The 24,572-nt window shown below is 71.2% G+C and carries 23 protein-coding genes; 13 read left to right on the forward strand and 10 right to left on the reverse strand.

The annotated features are described in order from the left end of the window. The first annotated feature begins 20 nt into the window (after nt 1-20). Nucleotides 21-1,583 carry an MFS transporter gene (locus tag ACFVWY_RS20645; protein ID WP_389874326.1) on the forward strand — a complete coding sequence of 521 codons (1,563 nt, stop codon included), beginning with the start codon at nt 21-23 and terminating at the stop codon, nt 1,581-1,583. Between the two features lie 121 nt (nt 1,584-1,704). Here the strand turns inward: ACFVWY_RS20645 and ACFVWY_RS20650 are convergent, their stop codons facing one another. The 3 genes from ACFVWY_RS20650 to ACFVWY_RS20660 all read right to left on the reverse strand — a co-directional run bounded on the left by ACFVWY_RS20650 (nt 1,705) and on the right by ACFVWY_RS20660 (nt 5,059). After that, the gene (locus ACFVWY_RS20650; RefSeq protein WP_389874329.1) at nt 1,705-2,475 is read right to left on the reverse strand and encodes a DUF6227 family protein; all 771 of its coding nucleotides are present in this window, start codon (nt 2,473-2,475) and stop codon (nt 1,705-1,707) included. 142 nt (nt 2,476-2,617) lie between these two features. Then, nucleotides 2,618-3,856, reverse strand: a complete 1,239-nt coding sequence (locus tag ACFVWY_RS20655; RefSeq protein ID WP_389874331.1) for a P1 family peptidase — start codon at nt 3,854-3,856, stop codon at nt 2,618-2,620. Between the two features lie 42 nt (nt 3,857-3,898). After that, a complete protein-coding gene (locus tag ACFVWY_RS20660) occupies nt 3,899-5,059 on the reverse strand; it encodes a low temperature requirement protein A (protein WP_389874334.1) in 1,161 nt (386 codons plus the stop codon). A gap of 124 nt (nt 5,060-5,183) precedes the next feature. On the opposite strand from ACFVWY_RS20660, the gene ACFVWY_RS20665 reads away from it, so the two are divergent. Genes ACFVWY_RS20665 through ACFVWY_RS20690 form a run of 6 tightly spaced genes read left to right on the forward strand, consistent with a single transcriptional unit; the run spans nt 5,184 to nt 10,548 of the window. Beyond that, a complete protein-coding gene (locus tag ACFVWY_RS20665) occupies nt 5,184-6,323 on the forward strand; it encodes an MFS transporter (protein WP_389874336.1) in 1,140 nt (379 codons plus the stop codon). Then, nucleotides 6,320-8,671: a molybdopterin oxidoreductase family protein gene (locus ACFVWY_RS20670; RefSeq protein ID WP_389874338.1), complete on the forward strand. Its 2,352-nt coding sequence runs from the start codon at nt 6,320-6,322 to the stop codon at nt 8,669-8,671. Before ACFVWY_RS20665 ends, ACFVWY_RS20670 begins: the two co-directional genes overlap by 4 nt. Nucleotides 8,672-8,678: 7 nt before the next feature. Further along, nucleotides 8,679-9,281 (forward strand): 4Fe-4S dicluster domain-containing protein, encoded by a 603-nt coding sequence (locus ACFVWY_RS20675; RefSeq protein WP_389874340.1) that lies wholly within the window; start codon nt 8,679-8,681, stop codon nt 9,279-9,281. Beyond that, nucleotides 9,278-9,949 (forward strand): ubiquinol-cytochrome c reductase iron-sulfur subunit, encoded by a 672-nt coding sequence (locus ACFVWY_RS20680; RefSeq protein ID WP_389874342.1) that lies wholly within the window; start codon nt 9,278-9,280, stop codon nt 9,947-9,949. Before ACFVWY_RS20675 ends, ACFVWY_RS20680 begins: the two co-directional genes overlap by 4 nt. Next, nucleotides 9,946-10,323, forward strand: a complete 378-nt coding sequence (locus ACFVWY_RS20685) for a hypothetical protein (RefSeq protein ID WP_389874344.1) — start codon at nt 9,946-9,948, stop codon at nt 10,321-10,323. The genes ACFVWY_RS20680 and ACFVWY_RS20685 overlap by 4 nt, the downstream gene beginning before the upstream one ends. A gap of 21 nt (nt 10,324-10,344) precedes the next feature. Then, nucleotides 10,345-10,548, forward strand: a complete 204-nt coding sequence (locus ACFVWY_RS20690) for a hypothetical protein (protein WP_389874346.1) — start codon at nt 10,345-10,347, stop codon at nt 10,546-10,548. Between the two features lie 61 nt (nt 10,549-10,609). Here the strand turns inward: ACFVWY_RS20690 and ACFVWY_RS20695 are convergent, their stop codons facing one another. The 6 genes from ACFVWY_RS20695 to ACFVWY_RS20720 form a co-directional block, all read right to left on the reverse strand. Beyond that, nucleotides 10,610-11,080: an MscL family protein gene (locus ACFVWY_RS20695; RefSeq protein ID WP_389874350.1), complete on the reverse strand. Its 471-nt coding sequence runs from the start codon at nt 11,078-11,080 to the stop codon at nt 10,610-10,612. Nucleotides 11,081-11,209: 129 nt separating this feature from the next. Beyond that, on the reverse strand, nt 11,210-11,761 hold the full coding sequence (locus ACFVWY_RS20700) for a hypothetical protein (protein ID WP_389874352.1): 552 nt from the start codon (nt 11,759-11,761) through the stop codon (nt 11,210-11,212). 337 nt (nt 11,762-12,098) lie between these two features. Beyond that, entirely contained in the window at nt 12,099-12,944 is an 846-nt protein-coding gene (locus ACFVWY_RS20705) for an S-methyl-5'-thioadenosine phosphorylase (protein ID WP_389874355.1), read from the reverse strand. Nucleotides 12,945-13,025: 81 nt separating this feature from the next. Next, nucleotides 13,026-13,379: an FmdB family zinc ribbon protein gene (locus ACFVWY_RS20710; protein ID WP_389874358.1), complete on the reverse strand. Its 354-nt coding sequence runs from the start codon at nt 13,377-13,379 to the stop codon at nt 13,026-13,028. Nucleotides 13,380-13,445: 66 nt separating this feature from the next. Further along, on the reverse strand, nt 13,446-14,729 hold the full coding sequence (locus ACFVWY_RS20715; protein ID WP_389874361.1) for an MFS transporter: 1,284 nt from the start codon (nt 14,727-14,729) through the stop codon (nt 13,446-13,448). Nucleotides 14,730-15,263: 534 nt separating this feature from the next. Beyond that, the gene (locus ACFVWY_RS20720; RefSeq protein ID WP_389874671.1) at nt 15,264-16,748 is read right to left on the reverse strand and encodes a potassium/proton antiporter; all 1,485 of its coding nucleotides are present in this window, start codon (nt 16,746-16,748) and stop codon (nt 15,264-15,266) included. A gap of 259 nt (nt 16,749-17,007) precedes the next feature. Here ACFVWY_RS20720 and ACFVWY_RS20725 point away from each other — a divergent pair, with 259 nt between their 5' ends. Next, complete coding sequence (locus ACFVWY_RS20725) at nt 17,008-19,758, forward strand: penicillin acylase family protein (protein WP_389874364.1); 2,751 nt, start codon at nt 17,008-17,010, stop codon at nt 19,756-19,758. Between the two features lie 10 nt (nt 19,759-19,768). Here the strand turns inward: ACFVWY_RS20725 and ACFVWY_RS20730 are convergent, their stop codons facing one another. Then, nucleotides 19,769-20,350, reverse strand: a complete 582-nt coding sequence (locus tag ACFVWY_RS20730; RefSeq protein ID WP_389874673.1) for a 5-formyltetrahydrofolate cyclo-ligase — start codon at nt 20,348-20,350, stop codon at nt 19,769-19,771. 114 nt (nt 20,351-20,464) lie between these two features. Between ACFVWY_RS20730 and galU the strand changes: the two genes are divergently transcribed. The 5 genes from galU to ACFVWY_RS20755 all read left to right on the forward strand — a co-directional run bounded on the left by galU (nt 20,465) and on the right by ACFVWY_RS20755 (nt 24,440). Continuing rightward, on the forward strand, nt 20,465-21,367 hold the full coding sequence (galU, locus tag ACFVWY_RS20735; RefSeq protein WP_389874367.1) for a UTP--glucose-1-phosphate uridylyltransferase GalU: 903 nt from the start codon (nt 20,465-20,467) through the stop codon (nt 21,365-21,367). Between the two features lie 4 nt (nt 21,368-21,371). After that, entirely contained in the window at nt 21,372-22,682 is a 1,311-nt protein-coding gene (glp, locus tag ACFVWY_RS20740) for a gephyrin-like molybdotransferase Glp (RefSeq protein ID WP_389874369.1), read from the forward strand. A gap of 125 nt (nt 22,683-22,807) precedes the next feature. Continuing rightward, complete coding sequence (gene moaC / locus ACFVWY_RS20745; RefSeq protein ID WP_389874372.1) at nt 22,808-23,299, forward strand: cyclic pyranopterin monophosphate synthase MoaC; 492 nt, start codon at nt 22,808-22,810, stop codon at nt 23,297-23,299. Next, a complete protein-coding gene (locus tag ACFVWY_RS20750) occupies nt 23,296-23,811 on the forward strand; it encodes a molybdenum cofactor biosynthesis protein B (protein WP_389874374.1) in 516 nt (171 codons plus the stop codon). The genes moaC and ACFVWY_RS20750 overlap by 4 nt, the downstream gene beginning before the upstream one ends. Continuing rightward, the gene (locus ACFVWY_RS20755) at nt 23,808-24,440 is read left to right on the forward strand and encodes a GNAT family N-acetyltransferase (RefSeq protein ID WP_389874675.1); all 633 of its coding nucleotides are present in this window, start codon (nt 23,808-23,810) and stop codon (nt 24,438-24,440) included. Before ACFVWY_RS20750 ends, ACFVWY_RS20755 begins: the two co-directional genes overlap by 4 nt. Nucleotides 24,441-24,572: the final 132 nt, after the last annotated feature.

Below are 24,572 nucleotides of genomic sequence, written 5' to 3' on the forward strand. Positions count from 1 at the left end.
TGGGTGTTTAGGTTCTTCCCATGACTTCCTCCCCCTCTCTGTCGTCCGCTCCATCCGGACCCACGGCGTCCCCGGACCCGTCGGGCCGGCGGCGCTGGTTCGCGCTCGCCATCGTGATGACCGCGGCCTTCATGGACCTGGTCGACGTCACGATCGTCAACATCGCGATACCCAGCATCCGGGAGGACACCGGAGCCTCCTTCACCTCGATCCAGTGGATCACCGCGGGATACGCCCTGGCCTTCGCGGCCGGTCTGATCACCGGCGGCCGACTGGGTGACATCTACGGCCGCAAGCGGCTGTTCCTCATCGGCATCGGCGGCTTCACCGTGGCCTCCGCGCTCTGCGGTTTCGCGGGCGGCCCGGAGATGCTGGTCGCCTCCCGCATTCTCCAGGGCGCCACCGCCGCGCTGATGGTTCCGCAGGTGCTGTCGATCGTGCACGCCACCTTCCCGGCGCACGAGCGCGGCAAGGTCTTCGGTCTCTTCGGCGCGATCGTCGGCCTCGGCGCGGTCTCCGGGCCGCTGCTGGGCGCACTGCTCACCGAGTGGAACATCGCCGGTCTCGAATGGCGGCCGATCTTCCTGATCAACCTGCCCGTCGGCATCGCGGGCCTGCTCCTCGGCCGTAAGTTCATCACCGAGTCCAAGGCCCCGAAGGCGCTCCGGCTCGACCTGGTCGGCGTCTTCCTGGTGACCCTCGGGATGCTGATGCTGATCTACCCGCTGACCCGTGGCCACGAGCTGGGCTGGCCGCTGTGGGGCCACCTGTCGATGGCGGGCAGCCTGCTGGTCTTCCTGCTGCTGGTGCTGTTCGAGCGGGCCAAGGCGCGCAGGGACGGATCGCCGCTGATCGAGCTGGAGCTGTTCCGGGTCAAGAGCTTCGCCGCGGGCATCGCCGTGCAGCTGACCTTCGGTATCGGGCTCGGCATCTTCTTCCTGGTCTGGACGCTCTACATGCAGATGGGCCTCGGCTGGAGCGCGCTGCGGGCCGGTCTGACCGGTGTGCCGTTCTCGGTCGCCGTCTCCCTCGCCGCGGGGATCTCCGTGCAGAAGCTGGTGCCCCGCTTCGGCCGCAAGGTGCTTCAGACCGGTGCGCTGCTGATGGTCGTCGGCCTGCTGATCTACATCTGGGAGTCCGACCACTACGGCATGGCGATCACGTCCTGGCAGATGATCCTGCCGCTGGTCGTCATGGGTCTCGGCATGGGCCTGATCGTGGCGCCGCTGACGGACGCGGTCCTGTCCGGGGTGCCCAGGGAGCACTCCGGCTCGGCCTCCGGACTGATCAACACCGTGCAGCAGATGGGCAACGCGCTCGGGCTCGGGCTGGTCTCGGTCGTCTTCCTCGGTGCGATCGGTGACCGGCTGACGCCGCAGCAGGTGGGCCCGGCGTTCGCGGAGGCGTTCCGCCACTCGCTGTGGTGGGTGGCCGGAGTGCTCGCGGTGATCTTCCTGGTGATGTTCGCGCTGCCCGCACGGTCGCGGCAGCACCTGGAGGGCGGCGACCTCGCGGAGGAGGGGGCCGCCGAGTCCCCGGCGGCCGGTGCCGAGGGCGTCAGGGAGCCCGCGCTGACCCCCTGATTGCCGACCGGCCTTCTGGCTGCCGGAACACCGGACACGGAACACGGTGCCCGCACCCCGCCCCGGGGTGCGGGCACCGCCGCGTCCGGGCGGCGGTGCCCGGACGCGGCGGTGGTCCGGGTCAGCAGATGTGCGTACGGCTCTCCATCGCCCCGCGCGCGGTGTCCTCGTCGCCGTACACCTCGCACATGTGGCGGCCGTCCGGCGTGGCCGTGTGCTCGATCTCCCACAGGCTCGTCTCGCTGCCGTCCAGCAGCAGGAAGGCGTGCTCGTACAGCGTGAACCCGGCGTCCCGCCCGTCCAGCCGGCAGTGACGGCCGCAGACCTGGGTGATGTGGTGGGCGAAGGCCGCGCGCAGCAGCCGGGCGGTCTCCTCGCCGGGGCCGTCGCTGTTCTCCGCGCGGCGCAGGACGCGGCGGGCGTGGTCGGCGGAGTTGTCCGGGGCGTACTCCCGGGGGAGCGGGGCCGGGGGAGCCGCCATCAGCAGCGAGAGCGCTTCCAGATCGGCCTGGGGGACATCGTCCCCGAACAGCGTGATGTCACCGAAGCTGCCAGCCAGCCGGGCCGCGGCGACCTGGGCGTCGGCCTCGTCGTCGTACAGCTCGTGGTGGGTGAGGCCGGGCTCCGTGCGCGCCTGCGGGCCCGCCGTGCTCCGCGGTCCGCCGTGCACCAGCTCCCACAGGCTGAGCGCCGTGCCGTCGGACAGGAGGTACGTGTGCCGGTAGGTCTCGCGGTGGAGCGCGGAACTGTGGTGCGAGGAGTGCAGGGAACTGCTGTGGGCGAGCGCGCTGCCGAGTCTGTCGACCGTGCTGTCGGGCAGGTCGAAAGAGTTGAGTGCCCGTCGCAGGAGTCGGTCGAGGTGCTGCTCGGTTGTCTCGTACGGATCGCTCAAGGTGCTGTCTCCAGGCCGTTGCCGCGTGTTACTTGCTGCGTGCTTAACGTAGTCCCTGGGTCTGACATCGTGACCGGGGTTCGGGAAAACGTATGGCGTACGCCGATGGTTCCTGAGGATTCGCCCGAACTTCTGAACTGCCCTACCCGGCGGGCGAGTCGACGGCCGGTAAGCCGCCCTCCGGTGCGGGCGGGAGGTGCGGCCGTATGCCGTACAGCTCGGTGTACGAGGGGTAACAGCCCCCGTCCGGCCGGGTGTCGACGCCCCGGGCCGCGCGGACGGCCTTCACGACGGCGCGCGCCAGCACCTCCGCACCGGCCGCCAGCAGCTCGTTGAGCGCGACCGGGTCGCGCGGGTCGAGCGGCCGGGCGCCGGTGGCCAGTGTGAAGACGGTGTCCCCGTCGTTGAGCAGGTGCACCGGGCGCACGGCGCGCGCGAGCCCGTCGTGCGCCGTGCCCGCGAGCTTCTGCGCCTGGGCCCGGGTGAGGTCGGCGTCCGTGGCGACCACGGCGAGCGTGGTGTTGAGCGGCGGCCGGGCGTTCTCCTCCCGCAGCCTGGTCAGGCGCTGTCGCGCCGCGTGCACCACCTCGGGTGCCGGGTGGTGCGCCGGTGCTCCGGCGGTGCCGTACTCCCCGTACAGCACTCCGGTGCGCGGATCGACCACCGAGCCCGCCGCGTTCACCACCGCGAGCGCGGCCACCGTGATCCCGGAGGGCAGCCGCACGCTCGCCGTGCCCGTGCCGCCCTTGAGCTGATCGGCGACCGCCCCCGCCCCGGCCCCCACGCACCCCTCGGCGACCGGGGCCCCCGGCCCCGTATCCGCCGCGTCCTGCACCGCCGCGCGGCCCGTCGCGGCGTTCGGGCGGGCCCGCCAGTCACCGCCCCGCCCCAGGTCGAAGAGACAGGCGGCGGGGACCACCGGCACCACCTGCGCCGGACCGGGGCCGACCCGCACCCCACGCCCCCGCTCCTCCAGCCAGGCCATCACGCCGGACGCCGCGTCCAGGCCGTACGCGCTGCCGCCGGTCAGGACCACGGCGTCGATCCGCTGCACCAGATTGCGCGGATCGAGCGCGTCCGTCTCCCGGGTGCCGGGGCCGCCGCCGCGTACGTCGACGGCCGCGACCACGCCGCCCTCGGGGGCGAGGACCACGGTGGTGCCGCTCAGCGCGCCCTCGCCGGGCACCCGGGCGTGGCCGACGCACAGCCCCGCGACATCGGTCAGCGCGTCGAGCGGCCCGGCGTCCGGAGGCGTGATGTCCGACGGTCCGGCACCGGGTGGTGCGGCGTCCGGTGGTGCGGCATCGGACGGTCCGGCACCGGGCGGTCCGGCGTCCGGCAGCGCGGCGCGTTCCAGCGGTTCCCTGGATGCTTTCGTCATCCGCATGCTCCTCACCATGCCCGCCCGGCTCGTACGCCGTGCTCAGCCCGCCACCATCGAGCGCCGGGACAGCAGCACCCCGGCGGCCACGGCCGCCGAAGCCACCAGACCGGCCGCGAGCACCGCCCACCCGCCGACGAACGTGCAGGCCAGGATGGCCGCGGCGGCCACGGGGAGCGGCAACTGCTCCGCGAGGTCACGCTTGAAGTGGCGGGCGTGCAGCGCCCATACCGTCAGCAGGAAGAGCGCGGAGGGGAGGGTCACCGAGGCGGCGGCCACCGTGGTCGGGACGTGGGCCTTGCCCACGGCCTCCTCCACCGAGACCTCGATGCCCGCGCCGATGGCCGCCGCGGAACCGAGGATCAGATAGTGCCCGTACCCCCAGATGAACGCTTCCCTGCTGCCGCGCAGGTAGTCATGGATCGGCACGGCGAAATAGATCCACCAGGCGGAGAAGACGATCAGCAGCCCGCCCGCGGCGATCGGCAGCAGCTCACCGAGCGCCTCGTGCTCGTCCAGGGCCTCCTGCACCGCGATCGTGGCCGACGCGATCGACTCGCCCAGCACGATGATCGTGAACAGCCCGTACCGCTCACCGATGTGATGCGGATGCCAGCTCGTCGCGCGGTCGCGCTCGGCGATCACCGGAACGGCCATCTCCATCAGCGCGAGCACGGCGAAGACGGTTCCCCGGGTCCAGGCCGTGGCGTCACCAGGCCGGAACAGCATGGCGATCCAGCCCAGCTGCACCACCGTGATCCCGGCCGCGTACCGCTGCGCGACGCGCCGCTCGCCGTCCTGGGTGCAGTGCGCGACGCGCAGCCACTGACTGGTCAGCGCGAGCCGCATCACCACGTACCCGATGACGACGACCGTCCAGTCGCCCGCGCTGAAGGCGCGCGGCACCCCGGCGGCGAGGATGAGCACCCCGGTGATCTGGACCAGCGTCACGAGGCGGTACAGCGGATCGTCGGTGTCGTACGCCGAGGCGAACCAGCTGAAGTTGACCCAGGCCCACCAGATCGCGAAGAAGACGGCCGCGTAGCCGCCGATCCCGGTCAGGAAGTGATCCCCGGCGACGGCGTGGACCAGCCGCGCGCCGGCCTGGGACACCGCGACCACGAAGCAGAGGTCGAAGAAGAGCTCCAGCGGTGTCGACGCGCGGTGTTTCTCGGTACGGCTGCGAGCCGTCATGACGGGCATGGGAGCCAGCAGACCAGACGCGCTCCGCCCTGCCGGACGGGGCACGCCCCCGGACGGACGAACGGTTCACCCGGCCGAACCGCAAAACAAGAGCAAACACCGCAAAACGCCCTACGTTGGCGAAGTGAACGAGCCGCCAGAAGCCCCCGACGTCCCCGACGCCACGCGCACCGGCGGCCCCCCGGCCGATGCCCCCCGCACCGGCGCCCCGCACACCGGCGGCTCCGGAACCACCGGCCCCCGCTCCGTCGCCGCCCGCGCGACCGCCGCCGGTGTGATCGTCTCCGTGCTGCTGATCCTGGCGATCGTGTTCGGCAGCCGGCTGCTGGAGAACTTCGACTCCGCCCTCCTCCCGTACGCCGTCGCCACCGTCTTCCTCGCCTTCGGCGTCGCCTACCGCTACACGGTCTGGGTCTCCGCCCCCGGCGCCCGGCGGCTGTTCAAGCAGGGCTGGCGGAGCTTCTTCTCGGTGGCCAACTTCCGCAAGGCGCCGACCGCGCTGCCCCGGATGATCGCCACCTACCTCGGCTTCCAGAAATTCCTCGGCGCCCGCTCGCACGCCCGCTGGGCCGCCCACCAGCTGATCTTCTGGGGCTGCGTCCTCGCCGCGCTGATCACCTTCCCGCTGACCTGGGGCTGGTTCACCTTCACGTCAGGCACCGGCTCGGGGCCCGGCTACGAGATGCGCATCTGGGGCTTCAAGATCCTCGGCTTCGACTCGCTCGACATCGTGGGCTGGCTGATGTTCCACGGCCTGGACATCGCGGCCGTGCTCGTCATCCCCGGCGCCTCGTACTTCCTGTGGCGCCGGATGAAGGACCGCGGCGCCATCACCGGTCAGCGCTTCGGCTACGACCTGGTGCCGCTGATCGCGCTCATCGTCATCTCGGTGACCGGTCTGCTGCTCACCTTCTCCTCGATCTTCCTGCACGGCGGCGGATACCAGTTCCTGGCGATCCTCCACATGGTGGCGGTGGTGTTCACCCTCATCTACATCCCGTTCGGGAAGTTCTTCCACATCGTCCAGCGCCCGGCCGCGGTCGGCATGCAGCTGTTCAAGTACACCGCCCGGCAGGGCCAGGAGGTCCTCGGCTGCCGCCGCTGCGAGGAGCCCATCGACACCGGCCCGTACGTCGAGAACCTGCGCGGCACCATGCGCGACCTCAGCCTCGGTTTCGACGAGTGGGCCGAATACTGCCCGCGCTGCAAGCGGGTACTGCGCGGCAGTGCCTATCTCTCCCAGGTGAAGAAGGGCTTCAAGTGACCGTGGACCCGCGTGCGGCCGAACCCGGCGCCACCGCCCCCCGTACTGGCTCCCGTGCGGCCGTCCCGCTCGACCCGTCCCTCGCTCCGCCCGGCACCCGCGCCTTCCGCGACGCCGGAGGCATCCCCGCCGACCAGTGGCACGCCGACCAGGAGGGCGAGACGCTCGTCCCCACCCACTGCTGCTTCTGCGGAGTGCAGTGCGGGATGTATCTGCGCGTCGACCACGGAGGCAAGGTCTTCGGCGTGGAACCCCGCAACCACGACATCAACCGGATGCGGCTCTGTCCCAAGGGCATCAACGCGTATCAGCAGGTCAACCACCCCGACCGGCTCACCGCCCCGCTGCTGCGCCGCTCCCGCGACGAAGAGTTCCGCGAGGTCTCCTGGGAGGAGGCGCTCGACTTCACCGTCTCCGAGATCAAGCGCATCCAGCAGAGCTACGGCAACGACGCCTTCGGGCTCCTCGGCGGCGCCAGCCTCTTCTCCGAGAAGACGTATCTGGTCGGCAAGTTCGCCCGGGTCGCCCTCAAGTCCCGGCACGTCGACTACAACGGGCGGCTCTGCATGGTCAGCGCCGCCGGTGCCAACAAGCTCGCGTTCGGTATCGACCGGGCCGGGAACCCCTTCTCCGACATCCTGCTCACCGACTGCCTGCTGATCGCGGGTTCCAACGTCGGCGAGTGCTTCCCCGTGATGACCCAGTACGTGTGGGGAGCCCGGGACCGCGGCGCGAGCCTGATCGTGATCGACCCGAGAGAGACCGCGATCGCCCGCACCGCCGACATCCACGTCGCCCTCAGACCCGGCACCGACTCGGCGTTCTTCAACTCCCTCCTCCACGTCGTCGTCGAGGAGGGGCTCACCGACGAGGCCTACCTCGCCGCCCACGCCACCGGCTGGGCGGAGGTGAAGGCCAAGGTCGCCGAGTACCCACCGGCCCGCGCCGCCGAGATCTGCGGCATCCCCGCCGGACAGATCGTCCAGGTCGCCCGTACCTTCGCCCGCGCGCCCAAGGCCATGGCCTGGCACGCCCGGGGCATCGAGCACCACTCGCAGGGCGTCGAGAACTGCCTCAGCGTGATCAACCTCTGCACCGCCACCGGGCACATCGGCAAACCCGGCGCCGGGTACGGCACCCTCACCGGCCAGGGCAACGGCCAGGGCGGCCGGGAGCACGGGCAGAAGGCCGACCTCCTTCCCGGCGGACGTTCGATCATGAACGAGGAGCACCGCAGACAGATCTGTGAGATCTGGGGCATCGAGGAGTCCGAACTCCCGCCCGCCGGAACCTCGATGATGGAAATGGTCTGGCAGATGCAGCGCGGAGAGATCCGCGGACTGATCGGCATCTGCAACAACCCCTTCGTCTCCCTCCCCAACTACCGGGTGGTCAAGGACGGGTACGACGCCGCCGAATTCCATGCCCAATGCGACTTCTTCCTCTCCGAGACCGCCGCCAACGCCCATGTCGTCTTCCCCGTCACCACCTGGGCCGAGGACGAAGGAGTGATGGCCAACGCCGAGGCCCGGGTCGTCAAGCACAACAAGGCACAGGACCCGCCGCCCGGCGTGCGCACCGACACCTGGGTGATGTGCGAACTCGCCAGACGCCTCGGCGCGGGCGACAAATTCGCCTTCGCCGACTCCCGCGCGGTCTTCGACGAGCTGCGCATCGCCTCCGCGGGCACCGTCAACGACTACTACGGCATCACCTACGAACGGCTGGAGGAGACCGGCGGCATCGCCTGGCCCTGCCCCGGCACCGACCACCCCGGAACCCCCCGGCTCTTCGAGGACGGGAAGACCTACCACCCCGACGGCAAGATCCACATGCAGGTCGTCGAGTGGCACGCCCCGATGGACCCCTACGACGACGCGTACCCCATGAGCCTCACCACCGGGCGGACCGTCGCCCACTTCCTCTCCGGCAACCAGACCCGCCGTCTCGGCGCCCTCGTCGAACAGACCCCGCGCCCGTGGGCCGAGCTCCACCCCTCCCACGGCTTCCGCAACGGCGAACCGGTCCGCGTCACCACCCGGCGCGGCAGCGAGGTGTTCCCCGCGCTGGTCACCGAGGCGATCCGCCCCGACACCGTCTTCATCCCGTACCACTGGCCCGTCCCCACCTCGGCCAACGCCCTGACCATCGATGCCCTCGACCCCCGTTCCAAGATCCCCGAGTACAAGGTGTGCGCCTGTCGCATCGAGCACGCCGAGACGATCGACGAGGTCCCCGCGCCCCCCGTCGCGCCCGGCCACGTCGCCTACCCGGAGACCCAGGTCTCCCGCACCGACCCGCTGCCGCCCACCTCTCCGCAGGGACGCGGCACCTCGGAGAGGAGCTGAACGCCGCATGATGGGCCGAACGATCTTCATCGACCCCGGGCGCTGCATCGGCTGCCAGGCCTGCGTGTCCGCCTGCCGGGAGTGCGACTCGCACCGCGGCACATCGATGATCCACCTCGACTACACCGACGAGGGCCATTCCGTGGCCTCCCTTCCCACGGTCTGCATGCACTGCGAGGACCCGGTCGCCCCGTGCGCCGAGGTCTGCCCCGCCGACGCGATCCTGGTGACCGCCGACGGCGTGGTCCAGCAGGCCGACACCACCCGGTGCATCGGCTGCGCCAACTGCGTCAACGCCTGCCCCTTTGGCGTACCGAAGATCGACCTCCAGGCGAAGCTCCAGATGAAGTGCAACCTCTGCTACGACCGCACCGCCTACGGCCTCGCCCCCATGTGCGCGACCGTCTGCCCGACCGGGGCCCTGTTCTACGGGACCGTCGAGGAACTCCAGGCCGAGCGCCCCGGCGTCCAGGTCGCCGACACCTTCACCTTCGGCCAGAGCGAAGTGCGGACCGGCGTGGCCATGGTCGTGCCCGCCGACCGGGTGCGGTGGCCGGTCCCCGGCGGCCTCCCCGTCGTCGAGATCAACGGGAAGGACGTCCGCCGATGAGCGTCACCGACCAGCCACCCCCCGGCGACCCGCGCGAAGCCCTGCACGACCGGATCGCCGCCGACTCCCTCACCACCCGGCGCGACTACCTCCGGATCGTGACGACCGTCTCCGGCGGGCTCGCCGTCGGCGGCCTCGGTGTGGCCACCGGGATCCTGCCGCGCCACGGTGAGCCCGAGGACGCCGAGGCGCTCACGCCCAGGCGGATCGCCGCTCAGCTCCTGCCCGGGGAGTCCCTCGCGTTCCGTTACCCGGGGGAGGAGGACAGGGCGGTCGCCGTGCGGCTGGACGACGGCACCCTCGTCGGCTACTCCGCGATCTGCACCCACCTGGCCTGCGGCGTGCTCTGGCGCAAGGACCGCGGCGCCGAGGGCGAGCTGTACTGCCCGTGCCACGAGGGAATCTTCGACGCCCGTACCGGTGAGGTCACCGCCGGGCCGCCGCCCCGTCCGCTGCCCAAGGTGGTGCTCGCCGAACAGCCCGACGGGAGCATCTGGGCGGTCGGTACGACGCGCTCGGGCGAGAGCGTCCAGCACGGACTGTGCCGCCAGCTCGGCGAGAACCACCCGGACCTCGCCGCCCGTATCGGCTGCCCGGCCGTCAAGGACGGCGGCGCGGAGGCACCTGCGGACGGCACCGCCGCCAAGACCGCGGGCAGGCCGTCATGACCGACACCTCCCAGCCCGGGGACCGGCGGTACCCCGAGTACCACCCGGGAAGCGCCCGCCCCGAGCTGAACCGTCCCGTCCACGAGCGCTACCCGCAGATCCGGGCCACCAGCGGCTACGGCGACCCCCGCGTCCGCCACACCGGGCCCGGACCCGGAGCCGGTACCGACCAGGAGCCCGAGCGGTCCTCGAAGCTGACGGCCCGGCTGACCCTCGCCATGACGGTGGTCATCGGCCAGCTCTGGGGCCTGACCGTCATCATCGACGCGTGGATGGAGGGCCACACCGGCACCGCCTGGTGGGGCGCGGGCTTTCTGTGCCTGTCGTTCCTCGTCGTTCTCGGGCTGTGGCTGATCGACCCGGAGGATCGCTGACCGCCGCCGTACCCTTTACGTATGAGCACCGCCCCCGCCCCCGGCCCGCGTGATCCGAAGCAGCAGCCGGAACCGAAACCGAAACCGGCTCTGGTCTTCGGCGATCCGCTGGACCAGCGGTCCGCGGACGATACGGACCAGGGATGGGGTGAGCGGGCCCCGGCCGGTGGCAGCGCCGCCGATCTGGCGCGCTTCCTCGACGAGAAGCCGCCCCACCACATCTGAGACTCTGCCCCGTGGTGATCCGGCAGCGCTGCCGCCCGCTCACGCCGCGGCAGGACGCCTTCTAGCTCGCCGGGCCGCCGCGCTGCGCGACCAGGGCGTCGCGGATCTCCTTCAGCACTTCCAGCTCGCTCACCTCCAGCGTCTCCTGGACACCGTCCTTCGCGGCCTGCATCGCCGCCCGCCTGGCGAGGTACTTCGACATCGGCAGGATCAGCAGGAAGTAGACGACCGCGGCGGTGATCAGGAAACCGAGCGCGGCGCTGAGCACCGAGCCCCACAGGATGCGGATGCCCTCGATCGCCTCGCCCGTCTTGGGGTCCGTCACGCAGGGCCCCTTGAGGCATGAGCTGTAGCTCTCCAGGTCCTTGGTGCCGAACGCACCGACCAGCGGGTTGATGACGCCCGTGACGAACGCGTTCACGATCTGGGTGAACGCGGCGCCGATGACGACAGCGACCGCCAGGTCGACCACGTTCCCGCGGGTCAGGAAGGCTTTGAACCCTTCCAGCAGACTGACCTTCTTCTCGCTCACGGATGGGCCTTCCTTCGCATGTGCCGTAGGCGGAGCAAACTCGTGTGCAACTTACGGCAGTAAGCGGAGAAAACGCCCTATTCCGGGCTCGGGCGAGGTGGTGCGACCGGGCGCCGGGGTGCATGCGGATCAGCACAGGGTCACCGCCAACGGGGATGAGAGGGCCGCGCCCGCCAGGGCGGTGGCCGTGCCCCGGGGGACGGACAGCACGATCAGCGCACCCTCCAGCGCGGTGCCCTCGGCCGGTGGCGGCGGAACCTCCGCGACCAGCGCGCCCTTCGCCAGCACCCGGCCCCCGGCCGCGGCGCCGCTCCCGGCCTGCCCTGCCGCGATCACGTCCACGTGGTCGCCGGGACGCAAGAGGCGCACCGCCCCCGCATCCGCGATCCGGACCGGCGCGGAGACCTGCCGCCCAGGCCGCCGGACCCGCTCCGGCACGTCCCCGGCCTTGCTCCCGGCCCCCGCCCCGTACGCGGCCCCGCCGCCCGGGGCCGCACCGCCGCCCAGCCCCGTGGCACCGAGCACGGCGGCCGTCAGGGCCAGGGCGGCGGCCAGGGCCCGGCGCTGCCGCCACACGGCCTGCCGCAGCCGACGCCCACCGCCCCCGCCGCGCACCCGCAGCGGCTCGAAGGCGGGCACCCCGCGGGTGGGCGGTGCCGCGAAGGGAGCGCGCAGCGGCACGGGGCGGGCGAGCGGCGCGGCCGAAGGAGGGGAAGGGGCGGGCGGTGCGGCAGAAAGCGCGGATGGGGCAAGCGATGCGGCAGAAAGCGCGGAAGGGGCGAGCGGCGCGGCCGAAGGCGAAAGCATGATCGGTACCACCTGTCGTGAGGAGATCCGGACGGACATCCCTCACGATCCACCGTTCACGCGATTCCCGGCGGAGCCTGTGGACACCCCCGGCCTTGTGGACAACTCCGTCGCCCACTCACGCCACAGCCGCCACTGTCACGGCCACTATCACCAGCCGCCACTGTCACCAGCCGCACCCGCAGCCGCAGCCGTCACTGGCACCAGCCGCCTACGGCAGTTCGAACCCCGGCTCCATGCCGTCCAGCGCGCGCGAGCACGGGCAGTTCCGGTCCGCCTCCGCGGGCAGCGCGGCGACCACGTCGAAGAGCACCGTGCGCAGCCGGTCCACATTGGCCGCGAACACCTCCAGCACCTCCGCGTGCGAGACCCCCTCACCGGCCTCCGCGCCCGCGTCCAGGTCCGTCACCAGGGTCGTCGTCGTGTAGCAGAGGCCCAGCTCACGGGCGAGGACGGCCTCGGGGTGACCGGTCATGCCGACCACCGACCAGCCCATCGCCGCATGCCAGCGCGACTCCGCCCGGGTCGAGAAGCGCGGCCCCTCGACCACCACCAGCGTGCCGCCGTCCACCGCGTCCCAGCCCGTGGCCCGCGCCGCCGCCAGCGAGGCCCGGCGCCCCTCGGGGCAGTACGGGTCGGCGAAGCCCAGGTGCAGGACGTTCGGCCGGACGCCGTCGGCCCGGGTCTCCCCGTCGTAGAAGGTCTGCGTCCGGGACTTGGTGCGGTCCACCATCTGATCGGGGACGAGCAGGGTGCCCGGCCCGTACTCCGGACGCAGGCCGCCCACCGCGCACGGGCCGAGCACCTGGCGCACCCCGACGGAGCGCAGCGCCCACAGGTTGGCCCGGTAGTTGATGCGGTGCGGCGGCAGATGGTGACCGCGGCCGTGGCGGGGGAGGAAGGCGACCCGGCGGCCGCCGACCTCGCCGAGGAAGAGGGAGTCGCTCGGTTGCCCGTACGGGGTGTCCACGCGGACCTCCGTCACGTCCTCCAGGAAGGAGTACAGGCCCGAGCCACCGATGACACCGATCTCTGCGCCGATCTCTGCGTTCGCCATGCGATCACACTATCGGCGACGGAAACGCGGAAAGCCCCGGCCGAACGAATCGGCGGGGCTCCCGGAAGAACGCGAAGCGGCTCAGGCGGCCGACGTACCGCTCGTCGAGGACGACGAGGACGACGAAGAAGCCGTGGACGTCGACGTCGGGGAAGAGGACGAGGCGGAAGAGGAGGACGACGAACCGGAGTCCGACGAACCGGAACCGGAGCCGGACGTCTTCGCCGAGGACGAGGCCGGCGTGCTGCTCGACGAGGAGCCGCGGCTGTCGTTCCGGTAGAAACCGGAACCCTTGAAGACGATGCCGACCGCCGAGAACACCTTCTTCAGGCGTCCGTCGCAGTTCGGGCACACGGTGAGGGCGTCATCGGTGAACTTCTGCACCGCCTCAAGGCCCTCGCCACATTCGGTGCACTGATACTGATAGGTCGGCACTTGCTCCTCCTGGCACTCTGACTCAATGAGTGCTAACGACGCTCCATACTGACGTATTCCGCTGCATCAGTCCACCGTGACCGGCTTCCGGTGACCGATGCCACGTGCCACGGTCCTCCCCCGGAGGGTCGGCGCCAGCCTCGATCGCAGTCCCACCAGGGTGAGCAGCGCCAGGATCGTACCGACCAGGGGCACCACGAATCCCGTGCTCGCCCCGTGAGCGTCCGCGAGCCGTCCGGCCACCGTCACCGCGCCCGCCTGGCCCAGTGCCACCGAGCCCGTGAGCCAGGTGAACGCCTCGGTCCGGGCTGACCCTGGCACCAGCGCCTCGACCAGCGTGTACCCGCTGATCAGGGCCGGGGCGATGGAGAGCCCCACCAGCAGACCGAGCCCGGCCAGCAGTGGCACCGAGTGCACCGCCCACAGTCCGGACGCGGTCAGGGTCAGCGCCGCGTATCCGGTGATCAGCCGACGGCGCGGCCCGCTCTTCCAGGCGATGGCGCCGCAGGCGATCCCGGCGAGCATGTTGCCCGCCGCGAAGATCCCGTACAGCAGTCCGTTGGCCCCCGGGCGGCCGATCTCCTCGGCGAAGGCGGTCAGCGAGACCTGCATGCCGCCGAAGACCGCCCCGATCCCGAGGAAGGCCACCGCGAGCACCCGCACACCCGGTACGGACAGAGCGGAGGCGTGCCGCTCGGAGGGGTCGGACGCGGCGGCGCGCACCGCCGGCTGGGTGCGGTGCTGCGCGGCGAAGAGCAGCCCGCCCGCCAGGGTCAGCGCGGCCTCCGCGATCAGGCCGGCCGCCGGGTGCACGCCGGTGCACAGCGCGGTGGCGAGCACCGGGCCGATGACGAAGGTGAACTCGTCCGTCACCGATTCGAAGGCAGCCGCGGTGGGCAGCAGCGGCGAGGCCGCACGCCCCGGCGCCGCTCCCAGCAGCGCCGCCCAGCGGGCCCGCACCATCGGCCCGACCTGCGGAACGGACGCGCCCGTGGGCACGGCCGCGAGGAACAGCGCCCACAGCGGTGCCTCCGCCAGCGCCAGCGCGGTCAGCGCCGACACGGACGCCGTGTGCACCACGACACCGGGCAGCAGCACGGCGCGCTGCCCGAGGCGGTCGGCCAGCTTGCCGGTCTGCGGCGCGAACAGCGCCATGGAGACACCGGTCACGGCGGCGACGGCGCCCGCGCTGCCGTACGAGCCGGTCGTGTGCTGGACCAGGAGGACGATGCCGATGGTCAGCATCGCGAAGGGCTGCCGTGCGGCGAAGCCCGGGAGAAGAAAAGTCCACGCACCCGGGGTGCGCAGCAACTGCCCGTATCCGGGGCGGTCGGTGACCGTGGACGCCACGGTCCATGCCTTTCTGCCGCCTGGTGGCGGGGCTCCCGCGAACCTCGGCACGGGGTGCCGGCACGCTCGTACGGGTGCTGCCGAGAGCTGTCCTCTTCGCGCGGAACTGCGGTAGATGCCGGGCGCTCAGCAGAGGCGGAGGACGCCACGACCGCCATACGGTCGCGCCAGCTCTGCGTCAGGCAGAGTTGGTCGTTCGGGTTGGTCGATCGGGCCGACCGGCCCCTGACCGGGGACGAACGGCTTCCGTCATGGTACAGGCAGGGGCTCTTGTGAACCTGTGAACGCGTGCGGGAACCCCCGCCCGTCCCGAGGGCTCAAGCTTGCCGAGCCCCGTCCGCACTGAGGACCCAGGCCTCCCAGCCCCCGTCCGTACCGAGGGCCCAGGCCTTCCCAGCCCCCGCTCGTCCCGAGCTCAAGCCTTCCCAGCCCCCGTCCGTACCGAGGACTCAAGCCTTCCGGGCCTTCCGTGCCCCGCCCGTCCCGAGGGCTCGGGCGCTCCCCGGGGGTTCGGGCCCGGGTTCGGGCCGCCCCTCAGCGGTGGGCCTTCGGCGGCCCGCCGGTTCCCAGCCAGCCCGCGAGCTTGCCGCCCTCGCCGACCGCGCGCAGCCGTTCCTCCGCCGCGTCGCGCACCGGATCGGTGGCGATCACCAGCAGCTCGTCTCCGCGCCGCAGCACCGTGGAGGGGGCGGGGACGAAGCTCTTCCCGTCCCGCACCACCAGGGTGACGGCGGCTCCGGACGGCAGCCGCAGCTCGCCGACCTCCACGCCGTGCATCTTCGACCGGCCGGGGATCGCCACTGACAGCAGATGGCCGCGCAGCCGCTCCAGCGGCGCCGACTCGATGCCCAGGTCGGCGGCCTCGGCCGGGTCCTCGGCGATCTTCAGGGCCTTCGCCAGCCAGGGCAGGGTCGGTCCCTGGATCAGGGTGTAGACGACGACGAGGACGAAGACGATGTTGAAGATCCGGGTGGAGCCGTCGACCCCGGCGACCATCGGAATGGTCGCCAGGATGATCGGTACGGCGCCGCGCAGCCCCGCCCAGGACATCAGCGCCTTCTCCTGCCAGGGCAGCTTGAACGGCGCCAGCGAGACGAAGACCTCCAGCGGGCGCGCGACCACGGTCAGCACCAGGCCCACGATGACCGCGGGCCAGAAGTCGTCCAGCAGGTCGTGCGGGGTGACCAGGAGGCCGAGCAGGACGAACATCCCGATCTGGGCCAGCCAGCCGAGCCCGTCGGCGAAGCCGCGGGTGGCGGGCCAGTGCGGCAGCTTGGCGTTGCCGAGGATCATCGCGGCCAGGTAGACGGCCAGGAAGCCGCTGCCGTGGACCAGGGCGCCCGCCGCGTACGCGGACACCGCGATCGCCATCACGGCGATCGGATAGAGGCCGGAGGCGGGGAGGGCCACGTGGCGCAGCCCGTACGAGCCGAGCCAGCCGACGGCGATGCCCATGGCCGCGCCGATGGCGAGCTCCAGGGCTATCTCGCCGACCAGGACGTACCAGCTGTCCACCGGCCCGCTGGTCGAGAAGGCGACGACCAGGATGACCACGGGGGCGTCGTTGAAGCCGGACTCCGCCTCCAGCACACCGGTGATCCGGGAGGGCAGCGGCACCTTGCGGAGCACGGAGAAGACCGCGGCGGCGTCCGTCGACGAGACGACCGCGCCGATGATCAGCGACTGCCGCCAGTCCAGCCCGACCAGGTAGTGGGCCCCGGCCGCCGTGACGCCCACGCTGATCGCGACACCGGCCAGGGAGAGCACGGCCGCGGCGGGCAGCGCGGGCCGGATCTCCTTCCACTTCGTGCCCAGGCCGCCCTCGGCGAGGATCACGACCAGTGCGGCGTAGCCGATGACCTGGGTCAGTTCCGCGTTGTTGAACGAGACGTCGAAGATGCCGTCCTGCCCCATCACGATCCCGATGCCGAGATACAGCAGCAGGCTGGGGAGCCCGCTGCGCGACGAGACGCGTACCGCCGCCACCGCGACGAGCAGGACAAGCGAGCAGACGAGCAGGAGTTCGTTGAGCGTGTGGACAGACAGTGGCCGTTCCTTCCCCGCGTGCGCCTGCCGAGTCGGTCGATCTTCGGCATCGGCCGTCAGCGGCCGGTACTTCGTTACCTTACCTAATCTTTAACGCTTTCTTGACGGCTTCGGGCATCCGTACGATCGCTGCGACATACGAGCCATTCCCATACCGCGTCGGAGCAGCCCCGGCGCTGCGCCTATGGTTGCTCCTGCACTCCCAGGACCACCTGCCCCTCGAAGGACAGCGATGCCCGCCAATACCACCGCCTCTTCCGACGCCACCGGTGCTGCCGGTGCGAAGACCGGCCGGAAGAAGGGGCGACGTGCCCGCCTGATCGTCATCGTTCTGGTGCTGGCGCTTGTCGCGGGTATCGGGTACGGGGCGTTCTGGTCCGTATCGACCGTGCGGGCCTCGTACCCGCAGACCACCGGGTCGGTCAAGCTCGACGGCCTCGACGCCAACGTCGACGTCAAGCGCGACAGTTACGGCATCCCGCAGCTGTACGCGGACACCGACGCCGACCTCTTCCGCGCCCAGGGCTACGTCCAGGCGCAGGACCGTTTCTGGGAGATGGACGTACGCCGTCACATGACGGCCGGGCGGCTCTCCGAGATGTTCGGCTCCGGACAGGTCGAGACCGACGCCTTCCTGCGCACGCTGGGCTGGCGCAAGGTCGCGCAGGAGGAGTACGACAAGGTCCTGTCCAAGGACACCAAGAAGAACCTCCAGGCGTACGCGGAGGGCGTGAACGCCTACCTCAAGGGGCGCGACGGCAAGGACATCTCCGTCGAGTACGCGGCCCTCGGCCTCACCAACGACTACAAGCCCACCGAGTGGACCCCGGTCGACTCGGTCGCCTGGCTCAAGGCCATGGCCTGGGACCTGCGCGGCAACATGCAGGACGAGATCGACCGCTCGCTGATGACCAGCCGGCTCAGCGAGAAGCAGATCAAGGACCTCTACCCGGCGTACCCGTACAAGGACCACCAGCCGATCGTCGACCAGGGTGCCGTCTCCCCGGTCACCGGGAAGTTCGACCCGGACGCGACGCCGTCCGACGCCATCGGCTCCGACACCGCGCAGGGCGTCGGGCAGGCGCTGAACACCCAGCTCGCCTCGCTCTCCGAAACCCTCGACCAGGTCCCGGCGCTGCTCGGCCCGAACGGCAACGGCATCGGCTCCAACTCCTGGGTGGTCTCCGGCAAGTACACGACCACCGGCCAGCCGCTGCTGGCCAACGACCCGCACCTGGCGCCGCAACTGCCCTCGCTCTGGTACCAGATGGGCCTGCACTGCCGCGAGATCTCGGCGACGTGCCAGTACGACACGGCGGGCTACACCTTCTCCGGTATGCCCGGTGTGATCATCGGCCACAACCAGGACATCGCCTGGGGCTTCACCAACCTCGGCGCCGACGTCACCGACCTCTTCCTGGAGAAGGTCTCGGGCGACGGCTACCTCTACGACGGCAAGGTCCAGCCCTTCACCACCCGTGAGGAGACCATCAAGGTCGCGGGCGGCAAGGACCGGACGATCACCGTCCGCGAGACCAACAACGGCCCGCTGGTCTCCGACCGGAGCGGCGAGCTGGAGACGGTCGGCCAGAAGGCCCCCGTCACCAACGCGGCCCCGGACCGCGCCGAGGGGTACGCGGTCGCCCTGAAGTGGACCGCGCTCCAGCCCGGCCACTCCATGGACGCCGTCTTCTCGCTGAACCGGGCCAAGGACTTCGAGTCCTTCCGCAAGGCTGCCGCGTACTTCGAGGTCCCCTCGCAGAACCTGATCTACGCCGACACCAAGGGCAACATCGGCTACCAGGCCCCCGGCACGATCCCGGTCCGCCTCAAGGGCGACGGCACGATGCCCAGCCCCGGCTGGTCCCCGGAGTACGGCTGGGAGGAGAAGCCGGTCCCGTTCGACGAGCTGCCCTACGAGTTCAACCCGAAGCGCGGCTACATCGTCACCGCCAACCAGGCCGTGATCGACGAGAAGAAGTACGCGCACCTGCTGACCAAGGACTGGGGCTACGGCACCCGCAGCCAGCGGATCAACGACCTGATCCAGCTGAAGATCAAGGACGGGGGGAAGATCTCGACCGAGGACATGCAGAAGATGCAGATGGACAACCTCAGCGAGATCGCCGTCAAGCTGGTCCCCGAGCTGGTGAAGCTCAACATCTCGGACAAGAGCGTCCGTGAGGCGCAGAAGCTCCTGGAGGGCTGGGACTCCATCCAGGAGCCCGACTCGGCGGCGGCCGCGTACTTCAACGCGGTCTGGCGCAACATCCTCAAGCTGGCCTTCGGCAACAAGCTCCCCAAGGAGCTGCGGGTCGAGGGCGAGTGTCTCAACGTGCGCCAGGCCGACGCCTCGGGCCCCGTCGACGAGCAGAACAAGCTGGTCCGTGAGTGCGGCAAGCGCGACGCCGACTCGGCCCAGCCGGACGGCGGCGACCGCTGGAACCAGGTGGTCACGCAGCTGATGGACGACCAGGACAGCGACTGGTGGAAGACGCCCGGGAACGGCCGCGACGAGCCGACCGAGAACCGCGACGAGCTCTTCGCCCGCGCCATGAAGGACGCCCGCTGGGAGCTGACCGCCAAGCTCGGCAAGGACATCACCACCTGGAACTGGGGCCGGCTGCACCAGCTGACGCTGAAGAACCAGACCCTCGGCACCGAGGGCCCCGACCTGCTCCAGCGGGCCCTCAACCGCGGCCCGTGGAACCTCGGCGGCGGCGAGGCCGCGGTGAACGCCACCGGCTGGAACGCCGCGGGCGGCTACGAGGTCGTCTGGGTGCCGTCGATGCGGATGGTGGTCAACGTGGACGACTGGGACAAGTCCCGCTGGATCAACCTGACCGGGGCCTCCGGGCACGCGTTCAACGCGCACTACACCGACCAGACCGACAAGTGGGTCAACGGTGAGCTGCTGGACTGGTCCTTCGGCACCAACGCCGTCGCCAGGTCGACGACCGACACCCTGACCCTCAAGCCATGACCCGCTGAGGTCAGCGGCCCGTGCGACGGGCCGCCGACGGTGTCACCACCACGTTCACGGGGTGGTCGTGCGGTTCCTGCGGGACCTGCGCGACCACCTCGTCGTCGTAGAGCAGGACGATCAGGGCGGGGTGGGCGCCGGCCGCCGTGAGCCGGGCCAGCACCCGGTCGTAGCTGCCGCCGCCCCGTCCCAGCCGCATGCCGCGCCCGTCCGCCGCGAGGCCCGGCAGCAGCACCGCGTCGGCCTCCAGCACCGCCTCGGGCCCGAGGCGCGTGCCGTCCGGCTCCAGCAGCCCCCGGCCCGCCCGGACGAGCCGGTCGGCCCCCTCGTACGGCGCCCAGTCCAGGTCGTTGTCCGGGAGGAGGACCGGCAGCAGCACCCGGACGCCGCGCTCGCGCAGGGCGTCCAGCAGCACCCCGGTGCCCGGCTCGCCGCCCACCGAGACGTACGCGGCGACGGTACGGGCCCCGGACAGCTCCGGGAGGGCCAATGCGCGACGGGACAGAACCGATGCGGCGTTCTTCACGTCTTCCCCGGTCAGAAGGCGTCGCGCGGCCAGCAGTTCACGCCGCAGCAGCGCCTTTCGGGACATCTCAGTGTTCAACGGACACTCCTGGTCTCCTTCGGCCCCTGCATGGGCATATAGGCGTACAAAGTTAACCGGACCCTCATCTTCCACGCATACACACCGGTTATCGTTCTGCGCATGACTCAGTCGCACCTCAGGATCAGCAAGGCTGTCATTCCGGCCGCCGGGCTCGGAACCCGCTTCCTTCCGGCCACCAAAGCCACTCCCAAGGAGATGCTCCCTGTGGTCGACAAGCCCGCGATCCAGTACGTCGTCGAGGAGGCCGTGACCGCGGGCCTCTCCGACGTACTGATGATCACCGGACGCAACAAGCGTCCGCTGGAGGACCACTTCGACCGCAATTACGAGCTGGAGTCCGCGCTCACCCGGAAGGGAGACGCCGAACGGCTCAAGAAGGTCCAGGAGTCGAGCGACCTGGCCACCATGCACTACGTCCGTCAGGGCGACCCGCGCGGTCTCGGCCACGCCGTGCTGTGCGCCGAGCCGCACGTGGGGGACCAGCCGTTCGCCGTCCTCCTCGGCGACGACCTGATCGACCCGCGCGACCCGCTGCTGTCCCGCATGGTCGAGATCCAGGAGCGCGAGGGCGGCAGCGTCATCGCGCTGATGGAGGTCGCGCCGGAACAGATCCACCAGTATGGCTGCGCGGCCGTCGAACCCACCGCCGAGGGCGATGTGGTGAGGATCACCGGACTGGTCGAGAAGCCCGAGCCGGCCGAGGCGCCCAGCAACCTCGCCATCATCGGACGCTACGTGCTGGACCCGGCCGTCTTCGGGATACTGCGCAGGACCGGGCCGGGCCGCGGCGGCGAGATCCAGCTCACCGACGCGCTCCAGCTCCTCGCCGAGGACGAGACCGTCGGCGGCCCCGTGCACGGCGTCGTCTTCAAGGGCCGCCGCTATGACACCGGCGACCGGAGCGATTACCTCCGTGCCATTGTCAGGCTCGCGTGCGAACGTGAGGATCTGGGTCCGGACTTCAGGGCCTGGCTCCGCAGTTACGTCACCGAGGAGATGTAGCACCTTGAGCAGCACGATGTGGTCGGTGGAAGAGCACCTGAAGGACATTCTCGACGCGGTGCGCCCGCTCGAACCCATCGAGCTGCAACTGCACGACGCCCAGGGGTGCGTCCTGGTCGAGGACGTCATGGTGGAGATCGCCCTGCCTCCCTTCGACAACAGCTCGATGGACGGGTACGCGGTCCGCGTCGCCGACGTCGAGGGCGCCGACGAGGAGTTCCCCGCGGTGCTCACGGTCATCGGGGACGTCGCGGCGGGCAGCGACGGCCTGGGCGAGGGCCGGGCGGTCGGCCCGGGGGAGGCCGCGCGGATCATGACCGGCGCCCCGCTCCCGGCCGGTGCCGAGGCGGTGGTCCCGGTCGAGTGGACCGACGGCGGCGCCGGGGAGGGCCCCGCCGCCGCCATGCGGGCGCACAGCGAGGCCCCGGAGGCGTCGGGCGGCGAGGTGCGGGTGCACCGGCCCGTCGAGGCCGGTGCGCATGTCCGGGTCCGGGGCAGCGACGTGAAGCCGGGCGATCTGGCGCTGGGCGCGGGGGCGGTGCTCGGCCCGCCGCAGATCGGCCTGCTCGCCGCGATCGGCCGCTCGACGGTGAAGGTGCGGCCCCGGCCCAGGGTCGTCGTCGTCTCCACCGGCAGCGAGCTGGTGCAGCCCGGCGAGGAGCTGACCGGCGGCCGGATCTACGACTCGAACAGCTTCGCGCTGACGGCCGCCGCCAAGGACGCCGGGGCGCTCGCGTACCGCGTCGGTGCCGTCACCGACGACGCCGAGACGCTCCGCGCCACCATCGAGGACCAGCTGATCCGGGCCGACATCGTCGTCACCACCGGCGGGGTCAGCGTCGGCGCGTACGACGTCGTCAAGGAGGCCCTCGCCTCGGTGGGCGACGAGGACGAGGAGGGCGGCGGCATCGACTTCCGCACCCTCGCCATGCAGCCGGGCAAGCCGCAGGGCTTCGGCTCGATCGGCCCGGAGCACACCCCGCTGCTGGCCCTGCCCGGCAACCCCGTGTCGGCGTACGTCTCCTTCGAGCTCTTCGTGCGGCCCGTGATCCGTGCGCTGATGGGTCTGTCCGAGGTGCACCGCCCCACCGTCCGGGCCGAGCTGAAGAGCGAGAAGGCGCTCACCTCACCGTCCGGCAAACGCCAGTTCCTGCGCGGGACGTACGACGCGGAGTCCGGCACGGTCACCCCTGTGGGCGGTTCCGGATCGCATCTGGTCGCCGCGCTCGCCCGCGCCGACGCGCTCATCGTGCTCCCCGAGGACGTCACCTCCGCCGAGCCCGGTACGGACACCGAGGTGATCCTGCTCCGCTGATTCCCGGGCGGTGGCGGTACGGTGTCTGCCGCTGTGCCGTCCCGGGGACACCCCCGGGCCCTGCGGCCCCGCACCCCGGTGCGGGCCGCGCGGGAAACCGGCGCCCTACCGCGAGGCGGAGTGAGTTGAGTACGCAGAACAGCCTGACGCACATCGACGACGCGGGCGCGGCCCGGATGGTCGACGTGTCCGAGAAGGGCGTCACGGCACGGGTGGCCCGCGCGAGCGGACGGGTCCTCGTCGCGCCGCGCGTCGTCGAACTGCTCCGTGGCGAGGGCGTCCCCAAGGGTGACGCGCTCGCCACCGCCCGGATCGCCGGGATCATGGGCGCCAAGCGCACCCCCGAGCTGATCCCGCTCTGCCACCCGCTGGCCGTCTCCGGCGTCACGGTCGACCTGGCCGTGGCCGACGACGCGGTGGAGATCACGGCCACCGTGAAGACCACCGACCGCACGGGCGTCGAGATGGAGGCCCTGACCGCGGTGTCGGTCGCCGCGCTCACCGTGATCGACATGGTCAAGGCGGTCGACAAGGCGGCGGTCATCACCGACGTACGGGTCGAGTCGAAGTCGGGCGGCGCATCCGGCGAGTACCGTCGCGCCGGGGCGGACGCATGACCGGGCACGACGGCGCCGCCCCCTACCGCGCCCTGGTCGTCACCGCCTCCAACCGCGCCTCGGCCGGCGTCTACGCGGACCAGGGCGGTCCCCTGATCGCCGAGGCGCTCACCGCGCTCGGCCTCGCCGTCGACGGCCCCCGGGTCGTACCCGACGGCGACCCGGTCGAGCAGGCCCTGCGCGACGGCGTCGCCGCCGGGTACGACGTCATCGTCACCACCGGCGGTACGGGCATCTCGCCCACCGACCGCACCCCCGAGGCCACTCGCCGTGTCCTGGACCGCGAGATCCCCGGCATCCCCGAGGCGATCCGCGCCGAGGGCGGCGGGAAGGTCCCCACGGCCGCGCTCTCCCGGGGTCTCGCCGGTGTCGCGGACCGCACCCTCATCGTGAACCTGCCGGGCTCCACCGGCGGGGTGCGCGACGGCCTCGCCGTCCTCACCCGTCTCCTGGTGCACGCCGTCGACCAGTTGCGCGGCGGCGATCACCCCCGACCGGGGAGCTCGATCTGAACGTCTCGACCTGGCCGGTCGTCCTCAGCGACGGAGACGTCGCGCTCCGGCCGATCAAACTGCGCGACCAGCGCATGTGGCGCGAGGTCAACCGGCGCAACCGCGACTGGCTGCGCCCCTGGGAGGCCACCGTCCCGCCGCCCGCCCCGGGCGGCCCGGTGGCCCAGCGGCCCACATACCGTCAGATGATCCGCCACCTGCGGGCCGAGGCCAACGCGGGCCGGATGCTGCCCTTCGCCATCGAGTACCGGGGCCGGCTGGTCGGCCAGCTGACGGTCGCCGGGATCACCTGGGGCTCGATGTGCTCGGGACATGTCGGCTACTGGGTCGACCAGGACGTGGCCGGTCGTGGCGTGATGCCGACCGCCGTCGCCCTCGTCGTCGACCACTGCTTCCGCACGGTCGGACTGCACCGCGTCGAGGTGTGCATTCGGCCGGAGAACGGGCCCAGCCGAAGGGTCGTGGAGAAACTGGGATTCCGCTCGGAAGGGCTGCGCCCGCGCTATCTCCACATCGACGGAGCCTGGCGGGATCACCTCATCTACGCGCTCACCGCGGAGGAAGTGCCGGACGGGATGCTCCAGCGCTGGCACCGGGCCCGACCTGCGACACCACGAGAAATCAAATAGGTGTTCGATATTTCTCCTTCGTTCGAGCGATGCCACCCGTGCAAACACCCATGATTGATCCGAACAAACACAAAAAACGTTTGTGATATCAGCCGGATCGTGCGACACACCGGCCCAATTGGCGGATGCCCC

Origin of the sequence: Streptomyces sp. NPDC058195 (genome assembly GCF_042883525.1) — a bacterium.
GTDB lineage: Bacteria > Actinomycetota > Actinomycetes > Streptomycetales > Streptomycetaceae > Streptomyces.

Excerpts from the sequence above, each read along its gene's own strand:
- ACFVWY_RS20655 (WP_389874331.1), bottom strand. The coding sequence starts at position 3,856 with ATGACGAAAGCATCCAGGGAACCGCTGGAACGCGCCGCGCTGCCGGAC.
- ACFVWY_RS20680 (WP_389874342.1), top strand. The coding sequence starts at position 9,278 with ATGAGCGTCACCGACCAGCCACCCCCCGGCGACCCGCGCGAAGCCCTG.
- ACFVWY_RS20730 (WP_389874673.1), bottom strand. The coding sequence starts at position 20,350 with ATGTCCCGAAAGGCGCTGCTGCGGCGTGAACTGCTGGCCGCGCGACGC.
- galU (WP_389874367.1), top strand. The coding sequence starts at position 20,465 with ATGACTCAGTCGCACCTCAGGATCAGCAAGGCTGTCATTCCGGCCGCC.
- ACFVWY_RS20750 (WP_389874374.1), top strand. The coding sequence starts at position 23,296 with ATGACCGGGCACGACGGCGCCGCCCCCTACCGCGCCCTGGTCGTCACC.
- ACFVWY_RS20675 (WP_389874340.1), top strand. The coding sequence starts at position 8,679 with ATGATGGGCCGAACGATCTTCATCGACCCCGGGCGCTGCATCGGCTGC.
- ACFVWY_RS20705 (WP_389874355.1), bottom strand. The coding sequence starts at position 12,944 with ATGGCGAACGCAGAGATCGGCGCAGAGATCGGTGTCATCGGTGGCTCG.
- ACFVWY_RS20685 (WP_389874344.1), top strand. The coding sequence starts at position 9,946 with ATGACCGACACCTCCCAGCCCGGGGACCGGCGGTACCCCGAGTACCAC.
- ACFVWY_RS20690 (WP_389874346.1), top strand. The coding sequence starts at position 10,345 with ATGAGCACCGCCCCCGCCCCCGGCCCGCGTGATCCGAAGCAGCAGCCG.
- ACFVWY_RS20660 (WP_389874334.1), bottom strand. The coding sequence starts at position 5,059 with ATGCCCGTCATGACGGCTCGCAGCCGTACCGAGAAACACCGCGCGTCG.
- ACFVWY_RS20645 (WP_389874326.1), top strand. The coding sequence starts at position 21 with ATGACTTCCTCCCCCTCTCTGTCGTCCGCTCCATCCGGACCCACGGCG.
- ACFVWY_RS20725 (WP_389874364.1), top strand. The coding sequence starts at position 17,008 with ATGCCCGCCAATACCACCGCCTCTTCCGACGCCACCGGTGCTGCCGGT.